We start from the raw sequence: 17464 nt of genomic DNA on the forward strand, positions 1-17464 counted from the left end.
CGGTTGGGGAGCGTCGGGGGTGAACAGCGCCGCGAATCGGGCGCGGTCTCCGGTTGCCACGCTGAGCCGGTCGGCGAGCGCGTCGACGTCGGTGGCGGTGTGCCGCGCCGCGTACAGCGCGTCGAGTTCCGGTGAGTCGAAAGGGATCGCGATGTCGACACGGTCGGAGTTGGGCAACAGCGGACTGTTGAAGATGAATGGTTGGTTCAGGTCCGGTTCGGCCAGGAGCGAGATCGACTGCGCGTTCCGTTGGTAGGCGTCGTCGCGATAGACGAGGGATTCGAAGAACCGGATGGCGGGCTGATCGAAGTCGTCGTAGGTGAGCTCGACGAGGCCGCGCAGTCCTTCGGGAAGACTGTCGTAGATGGATGTCAGGGGGCCGCCATCGGCGTGCTCGCGCAGGAGCGCACGGGCCGCGATGACGTCTTCGGCGAACCGCAGCATCGGGGCGGCGTCGAGACGTACCCGCTCGCTGTACACCTTCACATCGTCGATGGTGGACTGTCCTGGGTCGAGAAACGGGCCCGCCATTCGGGCGGGGTTCGCCAGCGCGTCGGCGTGGATCTTGGCGTTCGCAAGGTAACTATCCATGATGGCCAGCTGTCGGTTGCGCAGGTTGAGTCCACCGGTCAGCGGGCTGACCAACTGTGGCCAGGCGTACCACCGGTGGATCAGCGGCTGCGGACTCACCGAAGGGGACAAGAACAGTTCCTGGGCCACGGGTTACTCCAATGCGGTCGGTTACGGCTGGCTTTGGTGGTGTCGGTGGACGGCGCGGCCGTGATCTCCGCCGCGCAAGCCGTCCGAGCGGCGCAGGTCGCCGGTGATCAGGATGCGTTTGAGCCACCGGTCGGTGCCGTCGAAGCGCGGCGTGAAGGGGTGGCGCCCGTGGACGGCGCGCTTGTTGTCCACGAGCAGCATCTCGCCGGGCTCGAGGACGACGTCGCACAACCGTTCGTTGATGGCCGTGATGACGGCGGACAGCGCGGCCTCGGCCTCGGGGTCGTCCAGGTCGAACTTCATGAACGCCGGGTCGATGCGGACGAACGGCGCGGCCCGGTCCCCCGACAGGATCGGGGTGGGTTCGGGCGTGTCGCTCATCGCGGTGATCGCCGCGAATGACGTGTCGGCGTGCTGCGGGTCCTCGTCCCCGGCGATCTCGCTGTTGAGCGCGGCCGTGTGCGAATCGTCGGGCAGCAGGACGAACCGGTCTTCGAACAGCACGCGCCGGACATCGGGGTCCAGGTCGAGATCGTCGACCAGGCCGAGGGTCGTGGCCGTCTTGTCGGGATTCCGAAGACCCATCAAGATGATCCAGTCGGGGCGGTCGGCGAGGAAGGCGTCCTCGTTGTGCCATTCGAGCAGCACGTTCGAACTCGTGCCCAACTGCCGCTTCTCGTGTCCGGGGATTGGGAAGACGTCGAGGACGAGCCGTCCACGTTGTTGCGTCGCGAAGGAGAACGGGTCGCCGATGAGCGATCCGATGAGGAGCAACAGCGTCTCCATGCGGACGGTGTACGGGTCTTTGTCGGTGATGGTGTAGCTCATGGGGGTGGGCTCGACGCGGGTCTCGTCGACGGGGAGCCCGGAGAGGATGAATCCGCCGTAGGGGCGTCCGGTCAGCCGGAAGTGGGTGGCGACTCGACGAAGTCGCTCCGGCAGGTGGTGCGCCAGGAGCGCCAGTTCCAGGAAGTCCGGTACGAGAGAGGCTCCGAAGGAGACCATCGCGGCGTCGACCAGTTCGTCGATGACCGTCGATTCGCCTGTGGTCAACCGGAACAAGGGGACGCCGTCGCGCGTCTCGAGCGGGATCACGGCGGTGTCGCTCATACGGGTCCTTCTGTTCGGCTGCACCGATACGGGGGCAGTGCTCGTCGGGACGGATCGGACGCGAGGCTTCGCCCACTGCCGCAAGCGGCCGGGGGCGCCACTGTGTCCATGTCCAGGATGCGAGTCTACTGATCGTGGCAAACGCCGACTACCAGGCACTTCGATGTCGATCGAATGTCGATCACGTTGCGTCGTCGGCGGTCTGGGCATGTCGCGGTGTCGGTTCGGTCTGGCCGTCGGCTCTCTACTCCGTACAATCCCGTCCAATGCACACCTACCCTGTGAACGATCCTGGAGAACCAGATCTCCGTTCGGCCAACCGTTTCCTGACGTGGCTGGCCTTTCGGCACGCCGGTGTCGTCTCAGCCGGACTCGGCTGGGGCTGCCTGTGGATGGTCAGTATGGCGCTGACACCGTACGCGATCGGCCGAAGCATCGACGCCGTCATCTCGTCTGATATGGACAGTATGTTGTGGTGGGTTGCGGCCGTGTTCGTGCTCGCCGTCCTGACCGCGGTCGGAGGCATCATGCGGCACCGATGCGACACGGCCATCCGTCTCGGCGTCACGTATCGCATCATGCAGTTGGTGACCCGGCACGCCACGCGTCTCGGCGCCCGACTCCAGGAACGGATCGCGGCCGGTGAGGTCGTCGCCGTCGGTACCAACGACATCTCCCAGGTCGGATACCTTCTGGATTCCCTGGCCCGTGGGCTCGGCGCGGTCGTGACGATCCTCGTCGTCGCCGCGATGCTGTTGGTCGCGTCCATCCCGATGGGACTCGTCGTCCTCATCGGAGTTCCCCTGTTGCTGTTCGGCACGGGGCCGTTGCTGCGCCCGTTGCACAATCGGATCGAGCAGCGTCGAGACCGACAGGCCGACCTCGTTGAACGAGCCTCCGACATCGTTGTCGGCCTGCGGGTGTTGCGTGGCATCGGCGGCGAGTCGACGTTCTCGCGGCGCTATCGCCGAGATTCGGCGGAGGTGCGGGACGCGGGTGTGCGGGTCGCGCGGATCGAGTCGGTTCTGTCGGCGGCCGAGGTGCTCCTGCCGGGCATACTCGTCATCGCCGTCGTGTGGCTCGGTGCCCGTCTCGCGGTCGCCGACGCGTTGACGCCCGGCGAACTCGTCACCTTCTACGGTTACGTCGCGTTCCTGGCGTTGCCGATGCGGGTCGTCACCGAACTCGTCGACCTGGCGGTGGGCGCGAACGTCTCCGCCGGCCGGGTCGTGAAGGTGCTGTCCCTGGCGTCCGCGCCCGATGGCGACGCCGTGCCGCCTCCCCCTCGGTCTCCTGTGCACGATCCCGTTTCCGGCTTCGTCGCGAAACCCGGCAGCCTCACCGCGTTGGTGACCCCGGAACCGGAGATCGGAGCCGAGATCGCGGAGCGGCTCGGCGGTTTCGCCGCCGGTGCGACCATCGGCGGAGTGCCGGTGTCCTCCGTGCCGACCGACGTCGTCCGGCAGCGTGTACTGCTCGCGGACAACGAGGCCACACTCTTCGCCGGACCGTTGTCGGATGAACTCGACGGTCCACCGGACCGGGTCGCGGCGGCGTTGCGCGTCGCGTGCGCCGAGGACGTCGTCGCCGCGCTTCCGGACGGCCTGAACTCGATCATCGGCGAGAGAGGACTGTCCTTCTCGGGGGGAGAGCGGCAACGGATTCGTCTGGCGCGCGCCCTATTGCGGGATCCGGAGGTGTTGATCCTCGTTGAACCGACCAGCGCGGTCGACGCGCACACGGAGACCGTGATCGCCCGTCGGCTCCGCCAAGCCCGTGCGGGCAAGACTACGATCGTCGTCTCCACCAGCCCGCTCGTGCTGGACCAAGCGGACGAAGTGGTCGTGTGCGACGGTACGTCCGTGACGGCGACCGGCACCCACCACGCGTTGGTCACGGGCGACCCGGCGTACGCCGCGAAAGTCATGAGGGAAGAGGCATGAGTGTGACCATCGAGGAATCATCGAGGGCTTTGCCGGTCGCCGACCCGCCGACGGTTCGCCGTCATCTCCTCACCCTGGCGCGAACCAGGAAACGGATGTTGTTCGCCACGATCGCGTGGTTCTTCGGCGCGACCGCCTGCGGCCTCGCCGTTCCCGCCCTCCTCGGATACCTCGTCGAGGACGTGGCGCGCGGCTCGACGGCACCCCGTGTCGACCTGGTCGTGGCCGCCGTCGCGGTGTTCTTGCTCGTGCAGGGCCTCCTGACCCGAATGGCCCGGCTCGCCGCAGCCCGGCTCGGCGAGCACACGCTCGCGGACCTGCGGGAGGAGTTCGTCGATCGTGTTCTCGCGGTGCCGATCGCCACAGTGGAGACCGCCGGTACCGGCGATCTGCTCTCGCGCAGTTCCCGGGACGTCAACATGTTGTCACGGGCGATCCGCATGGGCGTTCCGTCGATCGCGACGGCCGTTCTGACCGTGGTGTTGACAGCGGTCGCCCTCGTCGTCGTGAGCCCGCTTCTGGCGCTCGCCAGTCTGATCGCCGTGCCCCTGCTCGGCCTGTCGACCCGGTGGTATCTGCGACGCGCGCGCCCCGCGTACCTCAACGAGGGCGCGAGCTATTCGGATCTCACCGACGGGCTCTCGGAGACCGTGCACGGGGCCCGCACCGTCGATGCGCTGAGCCTTCAGCAACGCCGTGTTCGTCGCACCGACACGGACATCGCGCGCTCCTACCGTGCTGAACGCGGAACGCTTCGCCTGCGCACGGTGTGGTTCCCGATGGTCGATGTCGGATACATCCTTCCCGTCGTCGGCACGCTGCTCGTCGGCGGCATCGCCTATGCCAACGACTGGGTCGGGCTCGGCGAGGTGACGGCGGCGGTGCTGTACACCAGGGCTCTCGTCGACCCGCTCGACGAACTATTGAGCTGGCTCGACGAGCTCCAGGTCGGCGGGGCGGCGCTGTCGCGCATCCTCGGTGTCGGTCAGGTCTCGGAGGCTCCGAGCTCCGAAACGGCGACCCCCAACGGTTCCCGGGTTCGCGTCGACGGGGTCCGGTTCTCGTATCGGTCCGATCGGGAGGTCCTGCGTGGCATCGATCTCGATGTCGCGCCCGGTGAACGGATCGCCATCGTCGGAGCGTCCGGTGCCGGAAAGTCCACACTGGGCAGAATCGTCGCCGGCGTACACCCCGCGACGGCCGGTCGCGTGACCGTCGGAGACGTCGATCTGGCCGCGATCGCGCCGCATCACCGTCGTAATGTCGTCGCCCTCGTCACCCAGGAACATCACGTCTTCGCCGGCAGCATCGCCGACAACGTCGCCCTCGCGGACCCGAACGCGTCCCCCGAACGGGTCGCGGCCGCGCTGGCGGCGGTCGACGCCGCCGACTGGGTCGAGGCGCTCCCGGATGGAGTGTCCACGGTGGTCGGGTCAGGCGGCTTGTCGCTGTCCCCGGCACGTTCTCAGCAGGTCGCGCTGGCCCGGTTGGCCTTGTCCGATCCTCAGATACTCGTCCTGGACGAGGCCACCTCCATGATCGACGCCTCGGTGGCCCGCCACCTGGAACGCTCGCTCGCCACCGTCATGCGGGGACGGACGGTGCTCGCGATCGCGCACCGCCTGCACACCGCCTCGGACGCCGACCGCGTCGCGGTGATGGCGGACGGCGAGATCGTCGAACTCGGTACGCATGACGAACTGTTGGCGGCCGATGGGACGTATGCGAGTCTCTGGCGGTCCTGGCACGGCACCGCCGCCGACGCCGCGGACGGAGACGGTGAGTGACGGAATGCGGTGGAACGGACACACGGATCGATGTATCTGCATGTTAAGGTTGCACTCCGCAGCGCGTCCGGCCATCGTGGAACGGCGCCCTTGCCAACGTGGCCCATAGTGCATTGGACAGGACACGGCACCACGGTAGCTAGGAGGAGAAGTTGCGCAGCGGAATATTCGAGCGTTTCGAGCGTCTCGACGACGAGGACAAGGCCACCTTCCTTCGTCAGCTGACCGGGAATCCCGCAGCGGCGCGGCATACCGCGTCGTCGTTCGAACAACGTCGTCTGTGGTTCACCGACCGAATCGGTGGATCGTCCGCCCTGTACAACTCGCCGCTGGTCTACCGCTTTTCGAAGGCGCTCGACGTCGACGCGTTGAACGTCGCGCTCGCCGGACTGTGCGAACGTCATGAAGTCCTGCGGTCGCGCTTCGTTGACGTGGACGGCGAACCCGTCGTCCTCGTCTCCTCCACGGTTCCATCGTTGACGGTGACCGACCTGCGTGACGTCGACGAGGCCGACCGCGAGAAGGCCCTGGAGCGCCGCATTCTCGACGCGACCCGTGAGGCCTTCGATCTGGAACGGGACTCGCTGGTCCGTGGCGAGTTGATCATGGTCGATGCCGACGACCATGTTCTCGCCCTCACCATGCACCACATCGTCACCGACGGCTGGTCCGTCGGGATCGTGCACCGTGATCTGTCCGAACTGTACGGAGCGGCGCTCGCCGATCGCGCCGCCGACCTGCCGCCGCTGCCGGTGCAGTACATCGACTACGCGGCATGGCAGACCGACGAGTTCGCCACGGGGCGGATGGACGCCGACATCGAGCACTGGCGCGGCGTCCTCGACGGCGCCGAGCCGGTGCTCGACCTTCCTCTCGACCACGCGCGTCCGAGTGGCGCCTCCGCCGGCCGTGGAGGACTGGCGTCGGTGACGCTGCCGCCCGAGGTCGGCGACGCGTTGCGTGAGGTGGGGCGTCGCTTCGAGGCCACGCCGTTCATGGTGCACCTGGCGCTCTACGCCGCGATGCTTGCACGGTACAGTGGACAGTCCGATGTGTTGATCGGCGCGCCCGAGGCGGGCCGGGGCCGATCCGAACTGCGCGATCTGCTCGGCCTGTTCGTCAACACGATCGTCGTCCGCGCGAAGGTCGGTGACGCGCCAAGCCTCGGTTCCCTCCTTGGGCAGGTCCGCTCGGCCGCCCTCGACGCGTATCAACACGCCGCACTCCCGTTCGAGCGACTCGTCTCGGCCCTGGACGTGCCGCGCAGCCTGGATCGCAACCCGCTGTTCCAAGCCATGTTCACCTGCGACGTGTTCGACGCCGACACCTGCGAACTCGGTGGGGTTCCCGGGCGATACATGGATTTCCCGAGCGAACTCGCGAAGTTCGACGTCGCCCTGTTCGCTCGTCTGCCACAGGACGGTTCGGTCGTCTATCACCTCGAATACGCGGCCGACCTGTTCGACCCGTCGACGGCCGAGGCGATGCTCGCCGATGTGCGCGCCCTGGCGGTCGCCTTGACGGAGGACGTCGACACGTCGATCGCCTCGGTGCGATTGTCGATCGACGGTCGATCCCCTCGTCCGACCGCGATGCCCGTCGTGTCCGAGACGCCGACCGTCGTCGCTCCACGCGACGACGTCGAGCGCAGCGTCCATGCCACCTGGGCGGAGATCCTCGGCCACACCGACTTCGGCGTTGATGACGCCTTCTTCTCCGTCGGCGGCACCTCCATGCTCGCGCTCAAACTCGTCGCTCGGCTGCGCGGCCGTTTCGATGCGGAGGTCGCGCCGTCCCTGGCATTCGACCATCCGACGGTCGCAGGCATGGCGCGCCGACTCGCGCCCCCGCCGACCGAGGTGGGGACGACGGCCCACGATCACGTCGCGTCGAACGAACCGCCAACACCACCGCCGCCATCCGAGCTCGCCGCATCGACCAGTTCGGACACTCGCTCCCTGTCGCTGGCGCAGCGTCGGTTGTGGTTCCTCGAACAGACCGGCCACGTCGCCGCCACGTACAACGCCCCAATGGTGCTGCGTCTGCGGGGCCCGCTCGACCAGGCGGCCCTACGCGGCGCGGTCGGCGAACTCGCCCGGCGCCACGAGGTGCTGCGGTGGCGGTTCACCGCGGTCGACGGTGAACCCGCCGCTCTCGTCAGCGACGACTCCGTCCCGTTCGCATGGGTCCGTGTCGACCCGAGCCGCCCGGATCCGTGGGCGGAAGGCCGACGTCACATCGCGGCCGAGGTCGAACGGCCCTTCGACATCGCCGCTGAACTGCCGACACGATGCCTGGTCGTGACGGTCGCACCGGACGACCACGCCATCGTTCTCAACACTCACCACATCGTGTCCGACGGGTGGTCGCAGTCGATCCTGCGTCGTGAACTCGCGATCGCGTATCGCGCCTGGTGTGAGGCCGCGCCGGTGGAACTGCCCCCGCCGCCGCGATTCGCCGATCACGTGACACGGCAGCGCGCTCGGCTCGACGGAGCCGGTCTCGACGGGGAACTGGCGTACTGGCGGAACGCGCTGGCGGGCGCGCCGGTCGAATTGGACCTGCCATTCGACCGGCCCCGTCCCGAGCGCCCCGCGTACGTGGGAGGGACCGTCACGGCGACGATTCCCGAATCGATCGGGCGGGCGCTCGTCGAGTTGGGACGTCGGCAGCAGGCGACCGGTTTCATGGTGTACCACGCGATCTGGGCCGCCGTGCTGTCTCAGTACTCAGGACAGTCGGAGGTGCTGGTCGGTATTCCGGAGTCCGGCCGGGGTCGGGACGCGGTCGACGACGTGGTGGGTCTGTTCGTCAACACAGTGGTGTTGCGCACGAACGTCGGTGGTGATCCGTCCGGTGAGGACCTCATTGCCCGGGTGCGAGACACGGCGGTGGCGGCCTACCGGCACGCCGAGGTGCCGTTCGATCGCGTCGTCGAAGAACTCGGCGTCGAGTCGCGGCTGAACCGCAACCCACTCGTCCAGGCGTTCTACTCGCACGATTCCGCAGCCGAGGAACCCGCCGATCTGTTCGGCGACATCGACATCGAAGAGAACTCGGCGAAGTTCGATGTCGACCTGAGCGTGCGGGAGACGGTCGACGGTCACGTCGACGTCGGCCTGAGTTACGTCACGGACCTGTTCGACGCGGCGACGGCCGAGGCGATGCTGGCGAGGTTCGTCGGTGCGGCCGAGGCGTTCGCCGCCGATCCGTCCGCCCCGCTTTCTCGGCTCGCGCGTCTGACGGACACCGAGGCGTCGTCCCTCACGGTCGCCGTGGAACCCGCGCTGGCCCGTCCGGTGCTCACCGCGCACGAATACCTGGAGCGGACGGCCGATCTCACCGGGGACCGGATCGCTCTGCGGCACAACGACACCGTCGTCAGTTTCGCCGAGTTGGACGCGGCAGCCAACCGGCTCGCACGGTATCTGCGGTCGCGCGGTGTCGGCCCGCAGACCCCGGTGGGGATCATCCTGCCGAGAGATACGCGCGTCTTCACCGTGCTGTTCGCGATCCTCAAAGCCGGTGGCACGTACGTTCCGATCGATCCCGGCTTGCCGTCGGATCGGCTGGCCTACCTACTGGACGACTCGGCGGTCCCGATCGTCGTCACGGACTCGACCCATGCGCCGCTGGTGGAGGGCCGACCCGTCGAGGTCGTCTCACTCGACGCGGACGCCGCCTCGATCTCGGCCTGCGCGGGCGACCGGCTCGCGGCGATGACGGACGACCGTGGCGCTGCGTACATCCTGTACACGTCCGGTTCGACGGGGAAGCCGAAGGGCGTCGTCGTCGAGCATCACAGCGTGGTGTCCCTTGTCGAGTATTACCGACGGACCCTGCGGCCCCAGTGGGTCGAGGTCGTCTTCGCGGCCAGCCCGCTCGGTTTCGACGCGTCCGTGTTCGAGATCTTCGCGGCGATCCCGCTCGGGGGAAGCCTGCTCATCGTCGACACCGCCCTAGACTTGGCGAACCATCCCGAGGCCGACACGGTGACTTTGCTGCAAACGGTGCCGAGCCTGATGCGGGAACTCCTCAAAGCCGGACCGTTGCCGCCCAAGCTGACGACGGTGTGTCTCGGTGGCGAACCGCTGCCGGGCGAGCTGGTTCAGCGCGTGTACGACGCGGGCCGAGTCGAGCGGATCTTCAACATCTACGGTCCGACGGAGGACACCGCCGATTCGAGCTGGGCCGATGTCAAGCAGGGGAATCGGCGCCCGTCGATCGGTCGGCCGTTGCCCGGCACCCGTGGCTACATCCTCGGCGAGGACGCCGAACTCGTCCCGCGTGGCGCTCGCGGTGAGCTGTACCTGGCGGGCCCCGGGCTCGCGCGCGGCTACCTGGGGCGCGATGCGGAGACCGCGCGGAGGTTCTTGCCCGATCCGTGGCATCCCGGCGAGCGGATGTACCGCACCGGCGACATCGTCCGCCTGCGCGGCGACGGCGAATGGGAGTACCTCGGCCGGGCGGACCGACAGCTCAAACTGCGCGGTCTGCGCATCGAACCCGGCGAGATCGAAGGCGCGGTCACGGCTCTGGCCGCCGTGTCCGACGCGGCCGTGACGGTGCGCCGGGACCGGCACGGTGTCGACCGGTTGGCGGCGTACGTCGTGACGACCGGTCCGTGGGACGAACCCGCCGTTCGAACGGAGCTGCGCCGTCGTCTCCCCGAGTACATGGTTCCGTCGGTGTTCACCGCCATCGGATCGCTTCCATTGACCCCCAACGGAAAGCTGGACGAATCGGCGCTTCCGGAACCGGCGTGGGCGGCCCCGGCCGCGCCCGTCCCGGCGGCCACTCCGCACGAGCACCGGCTTCTGGCACTGTGGATTGATGTTCTCGGGATCGACGGCATCGGCGTCCATGACAACTTCTTCGACGTCGGCGGCACGTCCTTCTCGCTCATGACCCTGAGGGCCCGGATCGCGGCCGAGCTGGGGAGGGAATTGCCGGTCACGGCGCTGTACGACAGTCCCACCGTGTCGGCGATGGCGCGGTACTGGACCGATGAAACCGATTCGAACCCCGGCCCGGCGGACCGCGGAGCAAGACTCCGACACGGACGGTCCGCCCTGGATCGTCGTCGGCGATCCCGTTCCGGTAGATCTCACGAGGAGAACTCATGACTCTCGACGCGGACTCCACCATCGCGGTGGTCGGGATGGCCGGACGGTTCGCGTCCGTCCGTGGTCTCGATGCGCTGTGGCGGGCCATGAACTCCGAGAACGACCTGCTGACCCGCTACCCGGCGCTGCCGGACGGAAGAGTCCCCGCGTACGGGGTCATGCCGGACGCCGACGCGTTCGACGCGTCGTTCTTCGCGATCACCGACGACGAGGCGTTGATCCTCGATCCTCAGCACCGTGTCCTCCTGGAGTGCGCATGGGAGGCGCTCGAACACGCCGGGCACGATCCGGCCGTGTTCGACGGTCACATCGGTGTCTACGCGGGAGTCAGCGAGTCGGGCCACCTGCTCGAACTCTTCCTGCGTCGTCGGCGGCTGGGGTTGCGGCATGATCAGTTGCACGCCGCCAGCGACGTGGCGGAACTGACCGGCCGCATCGCGTACCTGCTCGGACTGACCGGGCCCGCGCTCGGCGTTCAGGCGGCCTGCGCATCATCCGGTGTGTCCATTCATCTGGCCTGTCAGGCGCTCCTGGCGGGCGATTGCGACATGGCCCTCGCGGGCGGCGCGAGCGTGCATGTTCCACACGAGACGGACATCTCAGGTTCGGCCGGATCGATCTCCGCCGATGGGCACCATCGGGCGCTCGACGCGCGCGGCGACGGCATCGTCATGGCCAACGGCGCCGGTCTCGTCGTCCTCAAGCGATTGTCAGACGCGATCGCCGACGGGGACACCGTGCACGCCCTCGTCCGTGGTTCCGCCGTCCACAATGATGGAAGTCGTAAGCCCGACTACACATCGCTCAGCGTCGATGGTGTCAGCGACACGATCTCCGCCGCCTGCCAGGTCGCCGACGTCGACCCCGCGACGATCGGGTACGCCGAACTCGGTTCCGGCTTCCGGGGGCTCGGCGATCTCGAACTCGCCGGGATGCGCCGGGTCTTCCTGCCCCGTGACGCGGCGCTTCCGTCCTGTCGGGTCGGATCCCTGAAGGCCCTCATCGGATACACCGACGCCGCAGGTGGGGTGTTGGCGCTCATCCTGGTCATTCTCGCTCTACGACATGAGCGACTACCCGCGACCATCGGTCTCGCCGAAGTCAACCCGGGGCTCGGCGTCGAACGGAACCCGTTCACCGTCGGCCGCACCGTCGACGCATGGCCGCGCACGTCGACACCCCGCCGGGCGGGCATTTCCAACTGGGGGCACGGCGGCAACAACACCTACCTCGTGATCGAGGAAGCCCCGACGTCCACGCCGCACACCCCCGCGACGGGACCCCAGCTCTTCCCCGTCAGCGCACGGACCCCGGAGGCGCTGTGCGAATATCGCGACGCCGTTGCCGCGGCGGCCGCCACGACGTCACCCCACGACCTCGCCTGGACCCTTCAAATCGGACGTCGCGCCTTCGAACATCGCGCCTGCGTCGTGCATCCGGCCGGGATCGTCGTCACCGGCGAGGAACGTCGCGAACTCGGCTTCGTTTACGACGACCTCGATGCGACGGCACTCGCCGCAGCTCGCCATCGCTATGACCGGGACAGCGCGTTCGCGTCCCGCGTCGACGCGTGCGCCGCCGTCTGCCCGATCGATCCGCGACCCGCGTTGCGCGGGGACGCAACCGATCCCGACGCGCTCCGATACACGTCGATCGCCGTCGCGTACGCCCTCACCGGCTGGTGGAACGACCTCGGGGTCACGCCTACGCGCGTCGCGGGAACGTACGCGCCGGTCCTCGCCGCGGTGCGCGGTGATCGTCCACTGTCGGAAGCGGTGGCGGCGGCCGAGTCGGGTTCGACTTCGACGCTCGCCGGCGTCAGCGTCGATCCCGGCCCCGTCGCCCGTCGAGACCGGCTGTGGATCGCGCTGACGTCGTCCGCACCGGATGCGGTGTCCTGCTTGGGTCTGGACGAGTCGACCCCGCTTGTCGCCGTCGCCTCCGTCTGGGTCGCCGGACACGAGATCCGCTGGGAGGCGACGCACGAGACGCCCGCCCGTCGCGTTCCCGCTCCGACCTACCCGTTCCAGCGTCGCGCGTATCGGCTTCCTGAACCGGACGAGGCGACGCCGTCGTCCGTCGCCGAACCGCGCTCGACCGCCGTTCCGATCGCGAACCCGCCCCGGACGGACGTCCGTCCGCGCTGGCTTCTCTCGCGACGGCAGGATCCGGCCGCGCGCCAACGCCTCTACTGTTTTCCGCACTCGGGGGGAGCGGCGGGAGAGTACATGGCGTGGTCGGACCCGCTGCCAGGCACCGAGGTGTGGGCCGTGCAGCTCCCTGGCCGCGGCAGCCGATTCTCCGAATCGCATCTCACCTCGGTCGATGACATCGTCAAGGCGATGATCGCCGAGGTCGACTTCCAGCCGCCCTACACGCTGTTCGGGCACAGTTTCGGAGCCCTGCTCGCGTTCGAGGTCGCGCGCGGCCTCGCGGCGGCGGGCCGACCGGCACCTGAACGCCTCATCCTCTCCGCCTGCGGGGCACCCGAGACGCTCGACATCCGAGACACTCCTCTGTACATGTTGGATGATGACGCGTTCGTGTCCGAGATGGAGCGGTTGTACGGCACGATGCCCAGCGAGATCCGCGACGACCCGGACGTCCGCGCACTCGCCTTGCCGAGTCTGCGATCGGACATGCGAGCAGCCGAGGACTACCGCTTCGTCGACGGCAATCCACTATCGACACCAATCGTCGCGCTCGGGGGCCGGGACGACTACGAGGACGAACCGAAGCTCGCCGCGTGGGCGCGGCACACCCGGGCCGCGTTCTCCTCGCGCATGTTCGCCGGGGGGCATTTCTACTTCCGGGATCGTCCCGACGACTTCTTCGCAGAACTGGCCCGCCTGCTGGCGGATCCCAGCTGACACCACCGAGGAGCCCCCTCATGTCCCTTACAGAGCTATCGGCGACGTTCTTCATGGCCCTCGCCGTCATCGTTGTCGCGTGCCGGATCATGCACGCCCTGTGCAAGAAGATCGGACAGCCTCCGGTCGTCGGCGAGATGATCGCCGGTGTGCTGCTCGGGCCGTCACTGCTCGGCCTAGTCGCGCCGCAGGTGCAGGACTGGATCTTCCCCGAGGAGGTCCTGTCGACCATCGGTGTCGTCAGCCAGCTCGGTCTCGTCCTCTACATGTTCACCGTCGGTCTGGAGTTCCCCACCGACGGCATCAAACGCTTCGCCGGTCCCGGCATGGCCGTGTCCGCCGGTGGGATCATCATCCCGATCGCGCTCGGCTTCGGCTTCGTCTACCTGGCCGACGGCGCCGTTCCGTTGTTCCCCGACGGGATCTCGATCGAGATCGGCGCGATGTACGTGGGCCTGCTCCTGGCGATCACGGCGTTCCCGATGCTCGCGCGCATCATCAGTGAGCGCGGTGAGTCGAAGACGCGGTACGGACTGTTGTCGCTCGCGGCCGGTGCGCTCGACGACGTCCTCGCGTGGGTCCTGCTCGCCGTCGCGCTCGCTCTCGCGGGCTCCGGCACCAGCGGCGGGGCGATGTTGGCGGGCGGCGGTTTCGTGCTCCTCATCGTCGTGCTCCTCATTCTGCGGCCGATCCTGGCTCGGACGCTGCCGCGGCTCAGCCAGGAGAAGATCTTCGCGGTCGCCGCCGTGATTCTGTTGATCTCGGCGTGGTTCACGGACATGATCGGCATCCACGCGATCTTCGGCGGGTTCGCCCTCGGAGCCGTCATTCCGCGAGGCGCCATCTCGGAACGCCTCATCGAGGTGATCCGTCCGATGACGGTGGGCCTGTTGCTGCCGCTGTTCTTCACGTTCTCCGGGCTCCGCACCGACTTCGGTCTGCTCGGGACGAGTTCGATCCTCGTCGCGGGCGCGGCGCTGGTCGTGGTGGCCTTCGCCGGAAAGCTCGGGGCGTGCGCGTTGACGGCTCGCGCGGTCGGGGAGTCGTGGACGGACTCGTTGCGGATCGGTCTGTTGATGAACGCGCGCGGGTTGATCCAATTGATCGCGCTCAATATCGGTCTTCAGGCCGGCCTGATCACGTCTACGACGTTCGCGCTCGTCGTGGTCGTCGCGATCGTGACGACTCTGGCCGCGTCCCCCGGTCTGTCTCTTGTCGACAGGTGGGCGCGTCGCCGTGGAGAAGAGATTGTCTCGGCGGCTTTGGACTCCTCCGACGACCTGGAACCGGTACTTGTCAATGACGGAAAGGGCACCGCATGAGGAACGACGTGACACGTGTGATTGACGCCGAGGCGGTCGCCGCGATCGTGTCCAAGGTCGGCCTGGATCACCTGTACGACATGGCGATCGACCGGCTCATGGCAGTGATGACGGACAGCGTTCAGGGTCTCGTCGAACTGCGTGAGCGTGACGGATTCGTGCTGACGACTCCGCATCGCGGCCTCGTCGAGTGGATGCCCGCGCTGCGCCACGGCTCGACGGTGGCGGTGAAGATGGTCAGCTATCACCCGCACAATCCGGCCAAGTATCTGCAACCGACCATTCTGTCTACGTTGTACGGCTTCGACGCCGCGTCGGGGCATCTTCGAGCCATTGTGGATGCGACCTTCGCGACGGCGATTCGGACGGGAGCCGCGTCGGCGATCGCGAGCCGTCTGCTCGCCGATCCGTCGTCCTCGGTGCTCGGTCTCGTCGGTTGCGGCGCGCAGGCCGTGACGCAGTTGCACGCGCTCGACCGGGTCTTCGACTTCGACCGGGTTCTGGTGAGCGACGTTGAAACCGAAGCCGAGAACGGCTTCGCGGCGCGCGCTCGGGGCGCGGGAGCGCGGGTCGAGGTGGTCTCGCTGCGGGAGTTGGAGGATCGCGCGGATCTCATTTGCACGGCCACCTCGGTCGCCGTGGGGGAGGGGCCGGTGCTCGCCGACGCCGCCGCCGGTCACGTCAACGCCGTCGGGTCCGACATGCCGGGAAAGATCGAGCTGCCGATCTCCCTGCTGCGCAAGCGAGTCGTGTGTCCCGATCATCGCGGTCAGGCGTCCCGTGAGGGCGAGTGCCAGCAACTCGTCGACGGGGAGATTGGACCATCTGTTTTGGACATGATCGCGCGGCCCGAGCTCGCGGCCGGATTGCGGGATCGACCGACCGTGTACGACTCGACGGGCCTCGCAGTGCAGGACCTGGCGATGATCGAGCTGTTCGAGGAGCTCGCCTCGGAATGCGGTGTCGGAGTGGACATCGCGATTGAGTCGAACTCGGGCGACCCGCGCGACCCGTACGCGTTCCTGGCAGGCTCGCAGGTATGAGCGGATTCGTTGGTCCCGGGCACGCCGGTCCGTCAGTGCGGATCGGCGCGGTGACGGTTCTGGAGTCGATCGACCGTGTTGTGAAGCGGAAGCCCGACACCCTCGCGGTCGTCGCGTCGGATGGTCGCGCGACATACGCGGAGTTGGACTTCCGGGCGGACACGGCCGCGTCCGGGCTGTCTCGGCGCGGTGTCGGGCGAGGCGATGTCGTCCTGATAGCCGCTGAGGCCGGGGTGGACTTCACCGCGGCCGTGCTGGGTGCGCTGCGGGTCGGCGCGGCGTATCTGCCGGTCGACCTGTCGTATCCGGCCGATCGGATCGCCGCCATCGCGTCGACGGCGTCGGCGTCGATTCGGGTCGACGCCGGCGAGGAGGTCGACGCTGGGGCGGTGCGGCTGCGGGACCTCGTGTCCGGGGCACCGGAACCGTATCTGCGACCGGAGCTCACTGGCGAGGACACGTCCTATCTGATCGTCACGTCGGGCTCGACCGGCGCGCCGAAGGGCATCGTCCAAACGCACCGGTGCCTCGCCAACTTCGTGTCATGGCAAGTGGAGGCGTCCGGCCTCGGTCGTGATCGCAGGGTCCTGCAGGCGGCTCCGTTGAGCTTCGACGTCTCCGTGCAGGAGCTGTTCTACACCCTCGCGTCGGGTGGAACCCTGTACGTGCCGCCGCGAGCCGTTCGACGCGATCCGCGCGCCCTCGTGCGTTTCGTCATCGACAACGACATCGAGGTCATCGATCTTCCACAGTCGATGATCGATGCGATGATGGCCGCGCCGACGTCGTTGGCGAACGCTCCGTCGCTCAGGCATGTCATCAGCGCGGGAGAGACCGTGCGGGTGTCGCCGGAACTCGCGGAGTTGCTGCGGGACCGTCCCGAACTGTCCCTCCACAATCATTACGGCCCGGCCGAGAACCACATGGTGTGCTCGCACTCGATGAGCGATCGCCTCGGCAACGTCGAAGCGGATCCGCCGGTGGGCGCGCTCGTGTGGAACACCTATATCCGGATCTTGGACGGGGAACGTCGTGCGGTGCCGGATGGAGAGGTCGGAGAGGTCTACATCGGAGGTGTCGGCGTCGGTCGATACACCGATCCGGAGTTGACCGGTCTGCTGTTCCTCGACGACCCCTTCGCGACCGGCCATCGCCTGTATCGGACCCGGGACCGGGGCCGGTGGCGTTCGGACGGGACGCTTCAACTGCTCGGTCGGATCGACGATCTTCTCAAGATTCGCGGGAACTCCGTCGAACCGCGCGAGGTCGAGGCTCATCTATCGACATTGGATGGGATCCGGGGTGCGGCGGTGTACGGGGTTCGCGGTGCGGACGGCGCGATCGCGCTGCACGCGGTGATCGTCGGTGATCCGCCACCGGTGCCGCGACTGAGGGCGATCCTGCTGGCGGTGCTGCCGGACTACATGGTGCCGGTGAAATGGTGGACGGTCGCGGCACTTCCGATGTCTCCGAACGGAAAGCTCGATCGGCGAGCCCTGCCGGGCGTCGACCCCATCCCGGTGCCGATGCGCCGCTAGAGGGT

At 67.9% G+C, this 17464-nt stretch carries 8 protein-coding genes and 1 pseudogene; 7 read left to right on the top strand and 2 right to left on the bottom strand.

Going from position 1 to position 17464, the window contains the following annotated elements; all coding sequences use genetic code 11:
• Window positions 1-720, bottom strand: a pseudogene (locus ACM9NP_RS11140) (MBL fold metallo-hydrolase); the annotation flags it as partial.
• 21 nt (window positions 721-741) lie between these two features.
• Window positions 742-1830, bottom strand: a complete 1089-nt coding sequence (gene gntD / locus ACM9NP_RS11145; RefSeq protein WP_415646581.1) for a guanitoxin biosynthesis L-enduracididine beta-hydroxylase GntD — start codon at window positions 1828-1830, stop codon at window positions 742-744.
• Window positions 1831-2096: 266 nt separating this feature from the next.
• Here gntD and ACM9NP_RS11150 point away from each other — a divergent pair, with 266 nt between their 5' ends.
• From ACM9NP_RS11150 to ACM9NP_RS11180, 7 genes are all read left to right on the top strand, one after another.
• A complete protein-coding gene (locus tag ACM9NP_RS11150; protein WP_415646582.1) occupies window positions 2097-3773 on the top strand; it encodes an ABC transporter ATP-binding protein in 1677 nt (558 codons plus the stop codon).
• Window positions 3770-5560: an ABC transporter ATP-binding protein gene (locus tag ACM9NP_RS11155; protein WP_415646583.1), complete on the top strand. Its 1791-nt coding sequence runs from the start codon at window positions 3770-3772 to the stop codon at window positions 5558-5560. Before ACM9NP_RS11150 ends, ACM9NP_RS11155 begins: the two co-directional genes overlap by 4 nt.
• A gap of 152 nt (window positions 5561-5712) precedes the next feature.
• Window positions 5713-10686, top strand: coding sequence for an amino acid adenylation domain-containing protein (locus tag ACM9NP_RS11160; RefSeq protein WP_415646584.1), 4974 nt, complete (start codon window positions 5713-5715; stop codon window positions 10684-10686).
• Window positions 10683-13556: an alpha/beta fold hydrolase gene (locus tag ACM9NP_RS11165; RefSeq protein WP_415646585.1), complete on the top strand. Its 2874-nt coding sequence runs from the start codon at window positions 10683-10685 to the stop codon at window positions 13554-13556. Before ACM9NP_RS11160 ends, ACM9NP_RS11165 begins: the two co-directional genes overlap by 4 nt.
• A 20-nt stretch (window positions 13557-13576) precedes the next feature.
• Window positions 13577-14878: a cation:proton antiporter gene (locus tag ACM9NP_RS11170; RefSeq protein WP_415646586.1), complete on the top strand. Its 1302-nt coding sequence runs from the start codon at window positions 13577-13579 to the stop codon at window positions 14876-14878.
• 8 nt (window positions 14879-14886) lie between these two features.
• Window positions 14887-15921 carry an ornithine cyclodeaminase family protein gene (locus ACM9NP_RS11175; protein WP_415646587.1) on the top strand — a complete coding sequence of 345 codons (1035 nt, stop codon included), beginning with the start codon at window positions 14887-14889 and terminating at the stop codon, window positions 15919-15921.
• Window positions 15918-17459, top strand: coding sequence for an amino acid adenylation domain-containing protein (locus ACM9NP_RS11180; protein ID WP_415646588.1), 1542 nt, complete (start codon window positions 15918-15920; stop codon window positions 17457-17459). Before ACM9NP_RS11175 ends, ACM9NP_RS11180 begins: the two co-directional genes overlap by 4 nt.
• The last annotated feature ends 5 nt before the right edge of the window (window positions 17460-17464 follow it).

The organism is Stackebrandtia soli (genome assembly GCF_965137155.1).
Taxonomy (GTDB): domain Bacteria; phylum Actinomycetota; class Actinomycetes; order Mycobacteriales; family Micromonosporaceae; genus Stackebrandtia; species Stackebrandtia soli.